This is a genomic window from Bdellovibrio sp. ArHS (assembly GCF_000786105.1).
GTDB lineage: Bacteria > Bdellovibrionota > Bdellovibrionia > Bdellovibrionales > Bdellovibrionaceae > Bdellovibrio.
Genome location: NZ_JTEV01000006.1, coordinates 129948 through 146277 on the forward strand (window position 1 = coordinate 129948; position 16330 = coordinate 146277).

The 16330-nt window shown below is 46.0% G+C and carries 16 protein-coding genes; 5 read left to right on the plus strand and 11 right to left on the minus strand.

Annotated elements, in window-relative coordinates:
- Positions 1–95 precede the first annotated feature (95 nt).
- Positions 96–1001 (minus strand): LysR family transcriptional regulator, encoded by a 906-nt coding sequence (locus tag OM95_RS03600; protein WP_041870371.1) that lies wholly within the window; start codon positions 999–1001, stop codon positions 96–98.
- A gap of 107 nt (positions 1002–1108) precedes the next feature.
- Between OM95_RS03600 and OM95_RS03605 the strand changes: the two genes are divergently transcribed.
- Complete coding sequence (locus OM95_RS03605) at positions 1109–1828, plus strand: hypothetical protein (protein ID WP_041870372.1); 720 nt, start codon at positions 1109–1111, stop codon at positions 1826–1828.
- Between the two features lie 74 nt (positions 1829–1902).
- On the opposite strand, the gene OM95_RS03610 is transcribed toward OM95_RS03605, so the two are convergent.
- The 4 genes from OM95_RS03610 to OM95_RS03625 all read right to left on the minus strand — a co-directional run bounded on the left by OM95_RS03610 (position 1903) and on the right by OM95_RS03625 (position 6289).
- Positions 1903–2499 carry a hypothetical protein gene (locus OM95_RS03610; RefSeq protein ID WP_291515518.1) on the minus strand — a complete coding sequence of 199 codons (597 nt, stop codon included), beginning with the start codon at positions 2497–2499 and terminating at the stop codon, positions 1903–1905.
- A gap of 333 nt (positions 2500–2832) precedes the next feature.
- On the minus strand, positions 2833–4254 hold the full coding sequence (locus tag OM95_RS03615) for a pitrilysin family protein (RefSeq protein WP_041870374.1): 1422 nt from the start codon (positions 4252–4254) through the stop codon (positions 2833–2835).
- Positions 4255–4256: 2 nt separating this feature from the next.
- A complete protein-coding gene (locus OM95_RS03620; RefSeq protein ID WP_041870376.1) occupies positions 4257–5654 on the minus strand; it encodes a pitrilysin family protein in 1398 nt (465 codons plus the stop codon).
- A 125-nt stretch (positions 5655–5779) separates the two neighbouring features.
- Complete coding sequence (locus OM95_RS03625) at positions 5780–6289, minus strand: flagellar basal body-associated FliL family protein (RefSeq protein WP_041870379.1); 510 nt, start codon at positions 6287–6289, stop codon at positions 5780–5782.
- 168 nt (positions 6290–6457) lie between these two features.
- Between OM95_RS03625 and OM95_RS03630 the strand changes: the two genes are divergently transcribed.
- Positions 6458–7459, plus strand: a complete 1002-nt coding sequence (locus OM95_RS03630; protein WP_041870381.1) for a L,D-transpeptidase family protein — start codon at positions 6458–6460, stop codon at positions 7457–7459.
- A 54-nt stretch (positions 7460–7513) separates the two neighbouring features.
- Here the strand turns inward: OM95_RS03630 and OM95_RS03635 are convergent, their stop codons facing one another.
- Positions 7514–8785, minus strand: a complete 1272-nt coding sequence (locus OM95_RS03635; protein WP_041870383.1) for an acetyl-CoA hydrolase/transferase C-terminal domain-containing protein — start codon at positions 8783–8785, stop codon at positions 7514–7516.
- 236 nt (positions 8786–9021) lie between these two features.
- Here OM95_RS03635 and OM95_RS03640 point away from each other — a divergent pair, with 236 nt between their 5' ends.
- From OM95_RS03640 to OM95_RS03650, 3 genes are all read left to right on the plus strand, one after another.
- The gene (locus OM95_RS03640) at positions 9022–9603 is read left to right on the plus strand and encodes an OmpW family outer membrane protein (RefSeq protein WP_041870385.1); all 582 of its coding nucleotides are present in this window, start codon (positions 9022–9024) and stop codon (positions 9601–9603) included.
- Between the two features lie 205 nt (positions 9604–9808).
- Positions 9809–10603, plus strand: coding sequence for a hypothetical protein (locus OM95_RS03645; RefSeq protein WP_291515519.1), 795 nt, complete (start codon positions 9809–9811; stop codon positions 10601–10603).
- Positions 10604–10610: 7 nt separating this feature from the next.
- Positions 10611–11573, plus strand: a complete 963-nt coding sequence (locus tag OM95_RS03650; protein ID WP_291515520.1) for a hypothetical protein — start codon at positions 10611–10613, stop codon at positions 11571–11573.
- Between the two features lie 55 nt (positions 11574–11628).
- Here the strand turns inward: OM95_RS03650 and OM95_RS03655 are convergent, their stop codons facing one another.
- From OM95_RS03655 to OM95_RS03675, 5 genes are all read right to left on the minus strand, one after another.
- Positions 11629–11817: a hypothetical protein gene (locus OM95_RS03655; RefSeq protein ID WP_041870387.1), complete on the minus strand. Its 189-nt coding sequence runs from the start codon at positions 11815–11817 to the stop codon at positions 11629–11631.
- Between the two features lie 78 nt (positions 11818–11895).
- The gene (locus OM95_RS03660) at positions 11896–12642 is read right to left on the minus strand and encodes a rhomboid family intramembrane serine protease (protein WP_041870389.1); all 747 of its coding nucleotides are present in this window, start codon (positions 12640–12642) and stop codon (positions 11896–11898) included.
- Complete coding sequence (locus OM95_RS03665) at positions 12635–13234, minus strand: HIT domain-containing protein (RefSeq protein ID WP_291515521.1); 600 nt, start codon at positions 13232–13234, stop codon at positions 12635–12637. Before OM95_RS03665 ends, OM95_RS03660 begins: the two co-directional genes overlap by 8 nt.
- 3 nt (positions 13235–13237) lie before the next feature.
- Complete coding sequence (gene sppA, locus OM95_RS03670; protein WP_041870391.1) at positions 13238–14206, minus strand: signal peptide peptidase SppA; 969 nt, start codon at positions 14204–14206, stop codon at positions 13238–13240.
- A gap of 99 nt (positions 14207–14305) precedes the next feature.
- Entirely contained in the window at positions 14306–16102 is a 1797-nt protein-coding gene (locus OM95_RS03675) for a 30S ribosomal protein S1 (protein WP_291515522.1), read from the minus strand.
- Positions 16103–16330 lie beyond the last annotated feature (228 nt).

A 16330-nucleotide genomic window follows, 5' to 3' on the forward strand; every position in this document is an offset into this window, starting at 1 on the left:
TCTCCAAAAAATCCTGAAGCACAGAATTTATCGGAAAAGAGGCGGTAAAAATTAAGGGCTCCTAGGGTATTTCATACGGAAGACCAGCCTAGAACCTAGCCTTTTTCTTGTTGAGACATTGTCTGGTAAAATACCTCGACCAAAGCCTTGTTCTCGGAGTTCTTTTTATAATAGAACATGAGGTCAATCTCGTAATGAAGGTCTTTGACGTAAACTCGGTTGAGCCTTCCTGAGCGCACCTGCTTCTTGATCGAGTGGGCTGGCAAAAACCCCCAACCCAGTCCCGCTTCGATAACTCGTTTCAAAGTTCCGACGTTGGCTGACTCAAAAATCGACGAAATATTCAGTCCCGCCCCGTGCATTTTGGCTTGGACCGCGTGGTTAAAGCCAGGAAACTCTTCGGTGAAGTTCACAAGTGGAAATGCACCGATATCTTTGAAACTGATTTGTTGGGGCATTTTTTCGTCTTTACTTGAACCCACCAACCACATCTCTTCTTTGGCCACGAATTTTTGCTCACTGTTTTCTAGTTCCGCATTAAACTCGGTCTTCACGTCAGGCAGAATCAAGATGTCGTACTGCCCCTTCTTGTAGCTTTTAATCAGCTCTTCACCGCGATCGTAGTCCACCTTCAACATCAAGTCTGGATTGTGCCGCATCAGACGTCCGACAATAGGGCTCATCAAGTGCAAACCCAGCGAGTTCAGTGTTCCAATACGCAACTGCCCCTTCATGTGCGCGCCGATCGACTTGATGGCAATTTCAGCTTGTTGAGTCAGATTGATAATCTTCTTGGCATACTCATAAAGAACTTCACCCTGCGGAGTCGCTTTGATCTGCCGAACTCCGCGCACTAAAAGCTCCACGCCTAGATCTTCCTCTAGATTGCGAATCTGCTGCGAAACTGCGGGCTGAGTCAGATAAAGCTTGTCCGCCGCGGCTGTCATGCTTCCTTCACTGATCACCGTAACAAACGTGGTTAGCTGATAAAGGTTCTTCACAGGATTTTTCTCCTTTGCGCTTTGATCCGAAGGAATTTTGCTATTATACTTAATGCAACCTTACTCCGCCAAAAGCAGAGTGCAAGCATAACCAACCCGAGGTCAGCATGAAGTACAGCTTGTTCACATCACTCGCCGTTATTCTACTCAGTTTTAGCGCCCATGCAAAAGTCTTTCGTAATGCCTACATCGCATTTGAAATGCCTGAAACCTGGAAATGTAACTTGGAGCAAACAGAGTGGGTCTGCCGTAGCGAGCAAACGAAGGAATCCAAAGAAGCCATCATCATCCTGACCGCGAAGGAAGTGGGGCCCACGGATACATTTGCCTTGTATGAGTCTCACTTGAACACGCCTATTACGGTCAATCTTCGTGGCGGTGGCTCGGCCGAATCTAAAATTGTGTACAAAGCAAAGAGTGTGCAAATCAATGATCAAACATGGATCGACTCTCTTCACCTGGCTTCGGAAGTTCCGAATTACTTCACTCGTTACTTGGCCACGATCAAAGATAAGATCGCCATCTTGGTAACCTTCAGTGCGCACAAGCAGTATTATACGAAATACAGCCAAGACTTCTTCAAGGCAGTGATGAGTCTGCGAGTGATCGCTTCAAAAAATCTTTTGGCTAAACCCGACCTTGGTCCTATTCGCCCCGGCTCGGAAACTTTGGGAGCACCGATTAGTTCGGCAATGCCGGCTGATATGATTCAAGGCGATGGCACAGAATCCAAGGGCAGCAATAAAGCGATGCTTTTGGGCGGGGCTTTGTTGCTGGCGGCTTTGGGGGCTTTGATTTATCTAAGAGCAAAAAAGAGGAAAAAATAAAAAGCTGGTCCCTTTCGCTGTTGATGATAAGCCCTTTTTTTTCACAAAGGGCTTTTTTTTATTTCCTTGCCCTTCTATTTCGCTGGGTTGTGAATCAAAAATAAATTGTGATAAAGAACGTACATGGCGAGATGAAGCTCCAACCTTTCAGGCTTTTTCGTCGTATTCCACGTCCTTCGAAAAAGTCGGCTGATGTTGGCTCGCAACATTGCGTAGGAATGATTAAGACTAAACAGAGGATCAAAACCCCCACCTTTAAGCTCCCCCTGCCCGACGACGCAGCCCCTTTGACCCTTGAAAGTGGTGTGACGGCATCGCGGGAAAAATCTTTTAACATCCTTCGGATAGTGAGGGTTTTCATCGGACTTAATTGTCGCGAGTGGATGGATATGGGGCTTAAGCTCATGAAAGAGTTCTCGTCTTCTTTTTCCTCTTTCGTCCTTTCGTCTTCCGTATTTCTTTAGAGACCTTTGCACAAGAAGGCCTTTAGCGGGCATTCTGGCGACTTTAAAGCCTAAAATGCGTCGGGTCTCAGACTCGATCACAGCGACTACCGAGAGCGGTTTTAGCTTCGTGTGCTCAAAGGTTTCAAGGTCATCGAATTCCACTTCGAGGCTCGCGGCATGGCCCTGGCGTTCAAGCTCCAGGAAGTGCTTTGATGCTAATCCCATAAAAATAAACTTCCGAAAGACGGTCTTACGATTGATCTTTAACAAAAAGGCGGCTCTGCGAAGAGAAGTTCCGCTGACCATGAGTTCATAGAACCTCACATTGAGGTGGCGTTTCTTTTGCCGAAAGCACGGACTAAAGGTCGCGAGAGAAAAAAGCTTCTGGCAGGGTTTGCAACGAAAGCGTTGGTGACGGGAGTTGTCTGATTTCCGTAAAAAAGATCCGTAGGAAACGATGATATCCCGGGATTCGGCGGAGGAGTTGGTTTGCTGGCAATAGGGGCAATGAATGGGCATAATGGCAAAGAGTTGGGCAAACTCTTTGCCATCAACAGTTTAAGGGACCAGTTTTTGGATTTCGGGTTTGTATTTTTCGAATTGCGAAATAATCTTCTCATCCCCATAAACCAAAACCTTAAATCCCCCCGCCCCCAAAGCCCTCTGTATCGCCGCATTGGAATCGCTCACCTTGATTTTACCAACATTCTTATTGAAGTCCGTCAGGTAATCCACCGGGATTCCGTAAAAGTCCAAAGACAGAAGATTATAAGCCAGACGATCAGCCGTTTCGATAGCTCTTGGGAACTGACCAATCAATTGGTTACGGGCTGCCGCAACCTCGGGTTCTTGCGCTCCTCCAGTCACATAATCACTGACAACTTTCAAAGTTTCTTCCAGCGTCTTCCCCGCCGTTTCATTTTTCGTGAAGGTTGAAATCTCAAAACTGCCGCGATCTTTTCGCACGTCAAAGAACGAATAGATGGAATACGTCAATCCCAGATCATCGCGCACTTTCTGATTCAAGCGGCTGGCAAAACCTCCGCCCAAAGATTCATTGCTTAAACGCAAGCGCAAGTAGTCTTCATTTTTACGGTCGATTCCCAGTTGCGCCACGCGGATCTGCGTCTGCTGCAAGCCCTTCTTGACGATCAACTTCACTTTCAGACCCTCAATGGCCGGCGCAGCCTCTGTCGCCACCTCAGGGATGGTTCGCTTCGTCCACTTTGCAAAAACATCTTGCACGGCTTTTTCAAAATCTGCGTTGAAGCTTCCCACAACAGCCAATGAGGCATTATTAGGACGATAGAACGTCAGATAGTGTTTGATAATATCTTGCTTAGTGATACCGCGAAGAGCCTCAGGAGTTCCATTGACGTCGCGCGAATACGGATGATTTCCGTAAAGGAACTGATCCATCTTGTCATCCGCGAAGGCCGAAGGGTTGTCGATTTTCTTTTGCAGATTCGCCAGCATTTGTGAACGAATGCGGTTGATTTCAGCGTCTTTAAAAGCCGGATTCATCGCCACGTCAGCGAAGAGCTCTAGCAAAGTGCCCGAACTCGTGATCAAAGAGTCCGAATAAAGTGTCGTGACATCATATCCTGGTGACACGTCCATGCCTGCACCTAATTGACCGAAGTCATCAGCAATTTTCAGGGCATCACGCGTCTGGGTTCCCTGTTCAAGCATATAAGCCGTCAAAGCATTCAACCCCGCTTTGGATGCGGTTTCCTGCATATTTCCGGTTTTCAACAGCAAGGTAAAACTGACTCGCGGCAAAGAGGCGTCATGGATATAAATAATCTTAAGACCGTTTTCCAGCGTCACTTCTTTATAAGGTTGTAGCTTGAAAGAGCCATTGCCTTTTTGCACGTAACCTGTGCCGGGCTTAGGACCCTCTTTTTTTGCAGACGTCGAGCATGCTAGCAGCGCGGAACAAATCAGAGGAAGAGTGATAACTAATGAGATGCGTTTCATACTTATTCCTTTTTCGCCTTAGGTTCTAAAGTGATGATCGAGCGCTGAGTTTGTTGTGTGTACTTCGTCGCGGCTTTCTGAATATCTTCCGCCGTGACGGCCTGGTACTTTTCCAGATCAGTGAAAAGACTTTCATAAGAACCAGTCACGATTTCATTCACCGCTAAAGAACGCGCTTTGCCGTCCATGGTTTTTAGCCCATCAACAAGATCCTTCATGACCTGCGTTTTAGCTTTTTCAAGTTCCTTGTCACTGACCTTTTGATTGCGAAGTTTCCAAATTTCATTGTACACGGTGTCCAAGGCTTCTTGCGTGCCCTGACCCGGTTTTAAGCTGACGCCGAAACCCATAATACCGGCGTCTTTCATCGCGTAGTTATAAGCATATGCTGAAGTCGCGATTTGTTTTTGATAAACTAGGCGCTTATGCAAGCGGCTGGAAGTACCATATCCTAAAATATTTGCCGCCAAATCCAAAGCGTACATATCAGGTTCGCCCTGCCGTGGACTGCGGAAAGCCACAACAAAAGAGCTGTTCTGAACATCTTTTTTGAGGGTGGCGTTTTGCTGAACTTTCTGCGGCGGTTCTTCTATTTTTTTTGCTTCAGGTAAAGGCTTCTTGGGCAACTTGCCGTAATACTTTTCAATCAGACTTTTAACTTTGGAGGTTTTGAAGTCGCCGACGATAACCAACACGGCGTTATTGGGAACGTAATAAGTATTATAGAAAAAACGAAGCTTTTCCGAATCGTATGCGGCAATGTCTTTCATGTAGCCAATCACCGGCCACTTGTAGGGATGCACTTTAAAAAGAGTTCCCATCATGAGTTCCCGCAAAAGACCCATGGGATTGTTGTCTACTCGCCAACGGCGTTCTTCCGCCACCACTTCTTTTTCACTCTTTAAGTCTTCCGGATTGATAAGAAGCGAACTCATGCGGTCTACTTCCATATCCATGACCAGTTCTAACTTGGAGCTTGGCAGATTTTCGTAAAAACCTGTGTAGTCATTTGTCGTAAAGGCATTATTTGTAATACCATTTTCATGAAAAATTCGATCGAAAGATTTGCCGTCGTATTTTTTTGCGCCCTTAAACATCATGTGCTCAAGCATATGCGCAGCCCCCGTAACACCGGGGTACTCGTCGCGGGAGCCGACTCTATACCAAGTATGGTAGCTCACCATCGGAACTGCATGATCCTCTAAGAGCAGGACGGTCAGTCCATTTTCCAAAACAAATTTCGTTACGGGCAAAGAAATCTTCAGATCATTTTGTGTCGCCCAACCTTTGATGGCTCCCAAAGGTTCTTTGATTTCCGGCTTTTGATTTGGCATTGGGTCCACAGCAAAGACTGTGGATGACATAAGAAGTCCCAAGAGCAAGGTCGAAAAACGTGTCATAGCTGCTTCTTTCGTTGAAAGTACAATAAACCCTAGTGTGAAACTGGAGGACTGTTAATTCAACGATCTTTCAGGACTTTTAAGACTTTGTTCCGGGCTTGCGCCCGGTCGAAGAAAGCTGTGCTTTACTGCACAACGAAATCAGAAAAAAAGACGTCTTTGACAACACCCCGATGAAGGATGCCATTCACTTCGCCAGCAATTTTGTCTTTTAAGAAAAGTTTGCCTTGGATACTATCAAGATCACTGAAGGAGTTATCGTTCAGTAAGCGAACAATTCGGTCACGAGCCTTGGCACGATTTTCCGGCTCCATCACCTCTTCAAAACCTTCTTTACCCAACATTTGCAGATTTATTTCCAAACGGATTGTGCGCTTCGGTTCTCCGCCCAAATTGACGGTGAACTTGTCCATCGTATAGACCAAAGGCGTCGTATCTTCTGCATCCTGAGTGGAGGCCAGATCCCTTTCGGCCTGCTCCTCTGAAATCGAAGGACTTTCCCACCCTATAGTCGAGGCATATACCATGTAGGCACCCCCGCCCATCACCCCAAGGTTTATGACGGCGAACACTATCTGTAGTAGTTTACCGACATTCTTCTTGGGAGCCGCAGCTTGTTCTTGTGCTTCTGCCATTTAATAACCTCGTGGATAATGACATTTGGTTTATCGGTGAAACAGGCCAAGGTCTTAACGAGCAGGACCTCAATTCTTGTAAGAAAATTTCAGGGAAAACGTCCAAGCTTTAGACATATGTGGACCTACACTTGACAAGAATACGTCTAGTTCATTCATAATGAAACTATGAGACTTTTTCTCGCGGGATGCGCTTTATCTTTTTTCAGCCTACCAGTAGTGGCGGGTCAACCTGTCGCGCCGTCTTCTCAAAACGAGGCGGATCTTTTCCCCGCATCTTTACTGCAAATTTCAGAGACGGAAGCCTTCTCTCGCTACGTTTTTCTTGTTGATAAGGAAAAGCGCAAGCTTTCGGTCTTCGAACGTAATGGTGAAGATATTAAAAAAGTCGATGAGTACCCTGCTGACATTGGCAAAATGGGCGGAAACAAAACCAAGCGCGATGATCATAAAACTCCAGAGGGTATTTACTTCCTGGAAAAGCGCCTGACTCAGCCAGCGATTCCTTTCAGTCTGTATGGTGGTTTGGCTTTTACGACGAACTATCCAAATCTTTTCGATCAACGACAAAATAAAACTGGCTCTGGCATTTGGCTGCACGCGATCCCCGATTCGGTGCCTTTAACTCGCGGCTCACGAGGCTGCGTGGTGGTCCGAAATGAAGTCATCAAAAAACTCGCGGACTATGTCAAACTTCGCGAAACGCCGATTTTGATTTTCGATCACGTGAACTACCTCAGCAAAAGCGAGCATGAAAAACGCCGCTCTGAGCTGAGTTCCTTTGTTGAACAGTGGCGCAAGTCCTGGGAAGAACAGGATATTGAAAAGTACATGAGCTTTTATGATAAGGACTTTAAAGCTCCCGGCTTTAACTTTGATTCCTGGAAAAATCACAAATCCAATTTGAAATCCAAATACGAGTATATCAAGGTTCACCTTTCGCAACCTTACATCGTTCAACACAATGATCAGCTTCTGGTAAAAACCTTACAAAGATATGAATCAGATAAACACGTCGATTATGGCGTAAAGACTATTTACGCACTAAAATCAGGTGACTCATACAAAATCATTCGTGAAGAGTGGGCGCCTTTCAGCCAAGAAAAAGTGGCGGCCGCTATCGCTCGTGACAACTCGATGACTGCGCAGGCGAATCAGGTTCAGCAGTAATTCCCAAAAAAGGCCCCGCAAATAATTTAGAATCTGCGGGACCGCTTTTAAAAATCAATATCCTAAAACTTTTTTAGCCTGAATTTCCAGAGTTTCACGGAACTCAGGTGCCGCAATAGCAATCAATGCCTGCGTGCGCTCTTTCAAGGTTTTACCATGCAAATACGCCACTCCATATTCTGTCACGATATAGTGCACATGAGCCCGCGTTGTAGTGACGCCAGCTCCTTCTTTTAAGAAGGCCGAAATCTTACTTTCTCCCTTAGCGGTTTTTGACGGCAAGGCGATGATCGGCTTCCCTCCAGGGGAAAGAGCGGCCCCTCGCATGAAATCCATCTGTCCACCAACGCCCGAATATATCCGAGCACCAATCGAGTCAGCACACACTTGGCCAGTCAAATCGACTTCGATGGCGCTATTGATTGCAATGACCTTAGGGTTCTGACGAATAATATGCGTGTCATTGGTATACGTGGCATCCATCATGACGACCATGGGATTGTTATCAATAAAGTCATAGGTCTTACGTGAACCGATGGCAAAACTCGTAACGATCTTGTCACGCATCCGCTTTTTAAACTTATTCGTAATCGCTCCCGTTTTATACAACTCCACCAGCCCATCTGAAAACATCTCAGTGTGCACACCAAGATCGCGGTGTCCGGTCAAGGCTTTCAATGTTGCATCCGGAATAGCTCCAATACCCATCTGCAAGGTCGCACCGTCTTCGATCAGACTGGCAACATTGCGACCGATCTGCAACTCCGTCTCGGTTAATTCGGTCGCCTTCTTGATATAAAGCTCTTCGTTCACTTCCACCGCATAGTGAACCTTGGAAAATTCAAATTGCGAATCACCGAAAGTCCGCGGCATACGAGGATTCACTTGGGCAATCACCGTCTTGGCCGAACGAACCGCCGCAATGGAAACATCCACTGACGGTCCCAAACTGCACATCCCGTGTTGGTCTGGTGGCGAGACTTGAATAAGGGCCACGTCCAACGGCACAGTCTGGTTATAAAACAACGTCGGAATTTCGCTTAGAAAAATAGGGACAAATGAAGGATTCAGGTTGCCACGAACCTTACGCAGATTGCCGCCATTGAAAAAGCTATGAATCTCAAAACTTTTTTCATACTTAGGGTCCGCGTAAGAGCAATCCCCTTCCGTATGGATGGAGTATACTTTGACTCCCATAAGTTCTTCTGCTCGCAACGTCAGTTGTCGCACGAGCTGTTGCGGTGTTGCCGCAGCAGTATGGATAAATACATTATCATTGGACTTAACGATCTTAAGGGCTTCTTCAGCTGAAACAAATTGGGTCATGCCTTTACTTCCTCCACTTGTAGTGTCACATAAAAAAAGAGGAACGAATACCTTTTCGTATTCCCTTGTTTCAACTGCTAACTCGGGGTTGCAACGAATTGTTGCTTCAACCCAGGTGAGATTCTTTCTACTAACAGCGTTAAGGAGGCCCGAATTCCACTTGGGGTCGAATAACAATTCTATCTGGCAGCAGTAAGATGCAATCACACACAACTTGTTGAACTAGGAGTTCTCAAATGAAAACAAAAGTGTTTGCAGCAGTATTACTCAGTGTCTTCGCATTTTCATCCAGCGCTTTCGCCGAAAACTGGATGGCTCATATTCGCGGCGTTTACATCACACCAGATAACAGCTCTTCTCCCGTCAGTGGTGTTGAAGCTGACAAACAAACGATTCCCGAGCTTGATTTCAGTTACTTCGTCACGCCGGAATGGTCTGTAGAGTTGATTCTAGGAACGTCTCGCCACGAGGTTTCTTTGAATGGCACCGACCTAGGAAAAGTCAGTCTTCTTCCGCCAACAGTCACAGCTAAATATCACTATGACCTTGGCAACGGCTTCGTTCCTTATGCAGGTTTAGGTTTGAATCACACATTGTTCTATGATGTTGATTTGTCCAGCAACCTTTCCGTAAGTACAAACTCGACAGGATTGGCTTTGCAAGTAGGTGCCGACTACAAAATTGGCGACAACCTTTACTTGAATTTGGATATCAAAAAAGTCTATATCAAAACTGACGTTGCTAGTAACGGAAACTATCTAACAACTTTAGACATCAATCCAATGCTTTACGGATTGGGAGTGGGCATGAAGTTCTAAGACTTCAGAAGCGACGAAAAGCATTGGCAGGCCACTTGTCGACATCACAAGTGGCCTTCTTTTTTTGACCTGTCGAACTTTTTCAAGTCCCTTGCCGCTCTTTGTTTCAATACAAGATGCGTCCCAAGATGAGACATCAGATTCAAATATATCTCATTTCATCGGGTACATCCCTTGCTCTTCAAGAGCCAAAAGGAGAGAACCCATGTCATCTAAAATTATTTCGTTAACTGTAGCGGGCCTTATCGGCCTGCAAAGCGCAGCCATGGCCCAAGATCGCACCGCAGGCATTGGCGATGAACAAATCCGTATAGCTAAAGAAAACGTACGCGCCCTGAAAGCAGAGATCCAAAGCCTGGATAAAGCTTTAGGTGACGCGCAAGTTGCCATCGAAAAACGCGAGTCACGCGGCACTTTCGCTAATGGCACTGCGGTGACCGGCGCAGCGATCGGTTTAGGTCTCTCTGCGATAGCTGCTCTCACAATAAAAAAAGGAACTGGCGGTCAAGCCTTGAATGGATATTTAACCGGCGCTCTTTCTGCCGTCATTTCTTTGTCGTCAGCGGGATTGGGCCTTATCGGTCAAGCTCGCAAAACGGATGTCGATACTAAAAGCTTGGAAGAGCAATTGAAGCTCGCGGAAACACAAGTGCAATCTGCGATCTCTGTCGCCGACAAACAGACATCTGCTGTGCTTAAGCAACTGAACTCCTCTTTGACAACAGTTCGTCAGTCCTTGAACGAATACACAATCAGCGAAGACTCCATTTCACAAAACAAATTGTTTTCTCAGATTGCGCAGGCCTCTGGTGTCGCCATCACTGTTTATGGCATGACTCAACGGGAATCCAAAGCCCTGCTGGTCGGCCCTCTGGTGATGAGTGCTGGAAACCTGGGGCAGGTCTTGGGAGGATTGTCTGATTCTGACGCAGAAAAAGTGATCGCGGAAATCAAAGCGACACGCCTTTCATTGATGGCCGCCGCTGTGAACTTGGAATAACCCAAAGATGTCTTTAACGACTCGCTTTTTCTACCTAATGATTCTTTGCCTGAGCTGGGTGAACCTGGCTCAGGCAGCGCCTCGTTGCGAGTCTATTTTTCTTCCTACCGTCTTAGAGGTTCTTCAGAAAATCGACGCCACCCACAACAAGTTTCTACTTAAAGGTTCGAACTCTGTTGAAGAGATCGGAAAAGACTTTTCCTGGTTACGTCGTCGTAAACTTCGCAAGCTCATCAACGACACGGACTTACAAACATTCGTTTCGGATAAAGCGCTGGAAAGATACACTATTGAACTGGGGATGGTTCTTTTCGGAAAGAAAGAAGTCGTCGATCGCTGGCTTCGTCAAAATAAAGAGCAGCGTTTAGAGGACTCCACTGTAATTTTGATCAAAGAAAAACTTTTGCAGGAAGGTTTGCTAAAAACCTGGTTGGAAGTGCGTGATCCGCGGGATGCCGGTTGGACCCGCAAAAGTCTGGACCGACTGTGGACCCTGCTCCAACACCGTTCCTTGGAATGGCTGCGCATTCCATTGGCTTTGCCTTCAATGAAAAATGCGGAAGTCCCGCCGGAGCTGATGTACAAGATTATTCGCGACGGCTTTAAAACTCACGCCGAAGAGGCGCGGGTGGCCTTACGCAGTCAAAACCACATCGAGGCTTACAACACTTTTAAAAAAATCTATGGTCGCGTGATCTTCGGCGTTCTTTTCGCTTTGAATGTCCATAATGGCTACGAACAAATCCAGGACTATCATAATCGCCACATTGAACAAACCATTCAACAGATTCAGGAAATCGCCAAACACGCAGAAAATGCCGTGACCCAAATCAAACGGGAACAGTTTGATCAGGCTTACCGCAGTGCCGAAGCTGACTTTATCAAGAAGTGGGGCGAAGAACCCACCCCGGCTGAAAGGGAAATTTTGCGCAAGAAAATCGCGGATGCGCTGAACATGTCAGTCCCTTAAAATAAAAAAGCCCCGCGATAGGCGAGGCTTTTCAGCGCTAAGATTTTTGACGATCTTAGTGAGATTCTTCTGCCGAAGAAGAATTTTTTCCGTCGATAGTGAATTTCTCGACATTGTGAGCAAGATCAGGAAGAGACTCCAAGTGCTTTTGCAATTCTTCTTTCGACATTTCTCCAACGTTCAAATTTCTTTCAGTCAATCGTTTGTCGAACTTCAAATTTTTATTAGCTTGAGCCAATGACATTGCGTACCCCTTTTTCTGCGAAACCCTTTTATAGCGCACTTCACCCGGCGAGTCCAGGCACCTGGAAGCTTTTTCCCGTTAATTCCAGTATTTGGGAGGCTTATCGTTCTTTTCGTTATCCACCACCAGGCGCAGATTGCGGCCTTTGGCTTTGGACTTCTTTTTCCATTCATTACGGTCAAACCACCCCTTAAACTTCAGGCAGATATAGCCGGAAACCAGCCCCCCTAAGTGAGCCAAATAGGCCACCTCGCCTCCACTGACACTGGAAGTCATCATGGAAGCCAACTGCACAAGTCCCATAAGAGCGACAAAATAACGAGTCTTCATTGGAAAGAGCATGAAGAAATAAACAATGCGCTCGCCGAAGATAATGCCTTGAGCAAGCAAAAGACCGAAAACGGCCCCAGAAGCGCCCACCACTGGAACAATCAACCCCGTCTGAGACCCGGTCACCAAAGCATAGGTCCACACACCCAAGCAGTACAAGATTGCGGCGCCGATACCCGAGGTGAAGTAATAGATCAGGAAGAATTTCGTTCCCCAACGCTGCTCAAGCTCCGCTCCGAAGAACCACAGCATCAGCATGTTGAAAAGAATATGGGTGACCTGCAAAGAATGCAGGAACATGTAAGTCCCTAATTGCCAGATCTGGAATTCAAAAAGAACTTTGCCCGGGAAAAGACCAAACAAAGATGTGAAGGGCACGCGTAAAAAGCCTTCCATAATAACTTGGAAGACAAACCAGATAGCTACATTGATAATCAGCAACCACTTCACTGCGGGAGTGAGCGGAGCCGTTTGGAAGGTTACGCCTCTATTCATATTTCCTTAAAATACCCGAAAGCTTATCGTAGGTCTGCTCAAGACTTTCAACCAAGACCTTGGTCTCAGCGATAAGAGGAAAGAAGTTCAGGTCTCCCGACCACCGCGGAATCAAATGATAGTGAAGATGCTCGGGGATACCGGCTCCAGCGACAGCTCCATGATTCAATCCCAGATTGATTCCACCCGGCTGATAAGCATCATTCAGGGCCTTCATCGCTAAACGAATCGTGTCCTGCAGGTCGCGAAACTCCGCTTCAGCGAGCTGCAAAAGGTCTCCACAATGCCGACGTGGCAAAACCAAAAGATGACCACTGTTGTAGGGATACTTGTTAAGCACCACCATAGAATATTTGGTTTGGTAAACACAAAGCGTATCAAAAGAGCTTTCTTCTTTTGCAGCTTTACAAAAAACACAACCTTCCGGCTTGATGAGTTTTCGCACATACTTCATGCGGTCCGGACGGAAAAGAACATCACGCTCTAAAGGCCAAATGTCTTTCCCGATTTGCAGCTTTCCAGAGGCGGCCTTCGCCGTTCGTTTGACAGCTTGCGCTTTTGCTGCGGTTTTCTTTTTTGCCTTCTTTGCCACGAATTACTCCCAGTAACCCGGCATCAAAAGAAGGGGTTGGTTCAGATATTTGGCGCGCAGAATGTACTTCATCGCACCTTCCATATCAGGTCCGAAAGACTTGCCTTTAAGAAGATCCGCGTATTCGGAAAGACTGTTCAAATCGTCCTCCCCGTCCCCACCACTCAGATCAAAAATGCTGAGGCGCTTTTTGGGGATCTCGAAAATATTATAGTCTTTACCCAATTTCGCCGTTTCCGCGGCAAGCTTCACGGCATCTTCAAAAAAGCCTTCCTGATCGGCAAAGCCCATTTTCACCGCGGTAGCCCCAGTGAAAACCCGGCCATCCGCATACTCAGTCACGACGTCTTCTTTCAAGCCGCGTTCTTTCGCGACGGTGGACTTAAACTGACCGTAAACCTCATCAATCATATTCTGGAATAAGGCTTTTTCATCATCGCGCATAGCTCGGTATTCCGCGCCAGAGTCTTTGAATTTTCCGGAGGTGATGGAATAGCGGGAAATCTTCGCCCAATCATAAAGCTTTTCAATGTTTGCAAATTCCATGATCACGCCGATAGAACCAACAAGGGCCCCCGGAGCCACCACGATTTTGTCACAAGCCACAGCCGAATAGTAAGCACCACTTGCCATCACACCTGTAGACACGCAGATCACTGGCTTCTTAAGTTCTTCACGAACCCGTTTAATTTCCGCGTAGATCTCTTGCGAAGGTCCGACCGAACCCCCTGGAGAATTGATAGAGATCAAAATGGCTTTGACCTTGTCGTCGTCTTTGTATTTCTTCAGATTTTTAAGGAACTTTTTCCCATTCAAAATCACCCCGTTCATTTCAAGGTGGAGGATGGAATTTTGCGAGAGGACTTTTTTCTCAGACTCTCCGAAAGAGTCGATGCTCATTTTTAGTAGAGCTCCAATACCGACAAAAACCAGAAAAATAATAACAAGCTTTTTAAAGAAACTGCCCTTCATGATGCGCTCCCGTTCCGACGTCCCGAAAAAGAAAGAGGGACCTGTTTAGGGTCCCTCTTTATGACTTTTTAGTCAACGCCTCGGCGGTATGCGCCCAGACTATTGCTTGTCAGTTTTTACGTTTTTCAACTGGTCAGCAAACAAGTCACCGAAAGTAGACTTGGATGTTGCAGTCGCTTTTTTAACGTAATCGTCAACGTCCGCTTTTGCTTCGCGAAGTTTAACAAGCTTAGCCGACAAACCGATCTTACGAGCGTCTTTGTCGATAGAGATCACTTCCGCTTTTACAGTTTGACCTGGCTTAATGAAGTCTTCAACTGAGTTGATTTTGTCAGTTGTTAGTTCAGAAATGTGGATCAAACCTTCGATATCAGACTCAAGCTCAACGAAAGCACCAAAATCAGCTGTTTTAGTTACTTTAACGTCGTGTTGTGTACCGATAGCGTATTTGTTTTCGATGTTAGACCAAGGATCAGACTCAAGTTGTTTGATACCCAAAGAGAATCTTTCGTTCTCGATGTCTACACCTAGAACAACCGCGCGTACTTTTTGACCTTTAGTGAACATCTCACTTGGGTGATTTACACGTTTAGTCCAAGAGAAGTCAGAGATATGAACTAGACCGTCGATACCTTCTTCAATACCGATGAAGATACCGAAGTCAGTAACAGACTTCACTTCGCCCTCGATGATTGTTCCTGGAGGATAAGATTCCTTCATTTCAACCCAAGGATTTGTTTGAAGCTGTTTCATACCCAAGCTGATGCGGCGGTTTTCAGTGTCGACTTCAAGTACAACAACTTCAACTTCGTCACCAACGTTAACGATTTGAGAAGGATGTTTCACACGTTTAGTCCAAGACATTTCAGAAACGTGGATCAAACCTTCGATACCTTCGCCAAGTTCAACGAATGCACCGTATTCAGCCAAAGATACAACTTTTCCTTTAAGCTTAGTGCCTGGAGGATAAGAAGCTTTAACAGATTCCCAAGGATCAGAAGTCAATTGCTTCATGCCCAAAGAAACGCGTTCTTTTTCTTTGTCGTACTTAAGAACTTTAACTTGGATTTCGTCGCCAACATTCAACATTTCTGAAGGATGTTTTACGCGGCCCCAAGACATGTCTGTGATGTGCAACAATCCGTCCATGCCACCAAGGTCGATGAATGCTCCGTAGTCAGTGATGTTTTTAACAACACCCGTAACGATAGAACCTTCCGCCATAGTATCAAGAGTTTGTGAACGAAGACTGTCACGTTCTTCTTCAAGAAGAGCGCGGCGAGAAAGAACGATATTGCCACGTTTCTTATTGAATTTGATAACTTTGAATTTAAATTTCTTACCAAGGTAAACGTCCATGTTGCGAACAGGGCGTAGATCGATTTGAGATCCAGGCAAGAATGCTTTAACGCCGATATCAACGCTCAAGCCGCCTTTAACTTTAGCAACAACAGTACCTTCGATAACTTCTTCGTTCTCAGCTGCTTTAGAGATATCAGTCCATGCACGAAGCATGTCAGCTTTGTCTTTAGAAAGAACGATCATGCCGTTTTCGTTTTCGATACGGTCGATCAAAACTTCTACTTTGTCTCCAGCTTTCACTTCACGAACGCCGTCAACAATACGGAATTCATTGATCGCGATCAAACCTTCAGACTTGTAGTTGATGTCAACTAGAACGTAGTCAGACTGAACTTCGACTACCGCACCAGTAACAACGTCGCCGACTTTGAAGTCTTGCTCTTTCATAGATGCTTCAAATAGATTTTCGAAGTCACCTTTATCTGCTTTCGCATTCAAGATACCAGGATTTGCTGGAACCTTAGCGTCTTCAGCATCCAAGAAAGCTAGAACTTTCTGTTTTTCAAGCTCGGCTTTGTTTAATTGTTTTGTCATATTAGTTTTTGTAAACCTCCCACGTAGTAGAACCTCTGGGATCCTACCCGTAACCTTTCTTCACCTCTTTTGGGCGAATCAATGGTTTAGCGAGCTAAGGGGGCGAAAGTCAAAGGTTTTGCGCACTCTGTTAGAGCCGGTAAGACACGCCCCCTCCAGCTCGTCGCCAGAGCCAATATATTTGATTTGAAGGCCTTCCCAGTCACCGACCTTTGAAATGAGGGCTGG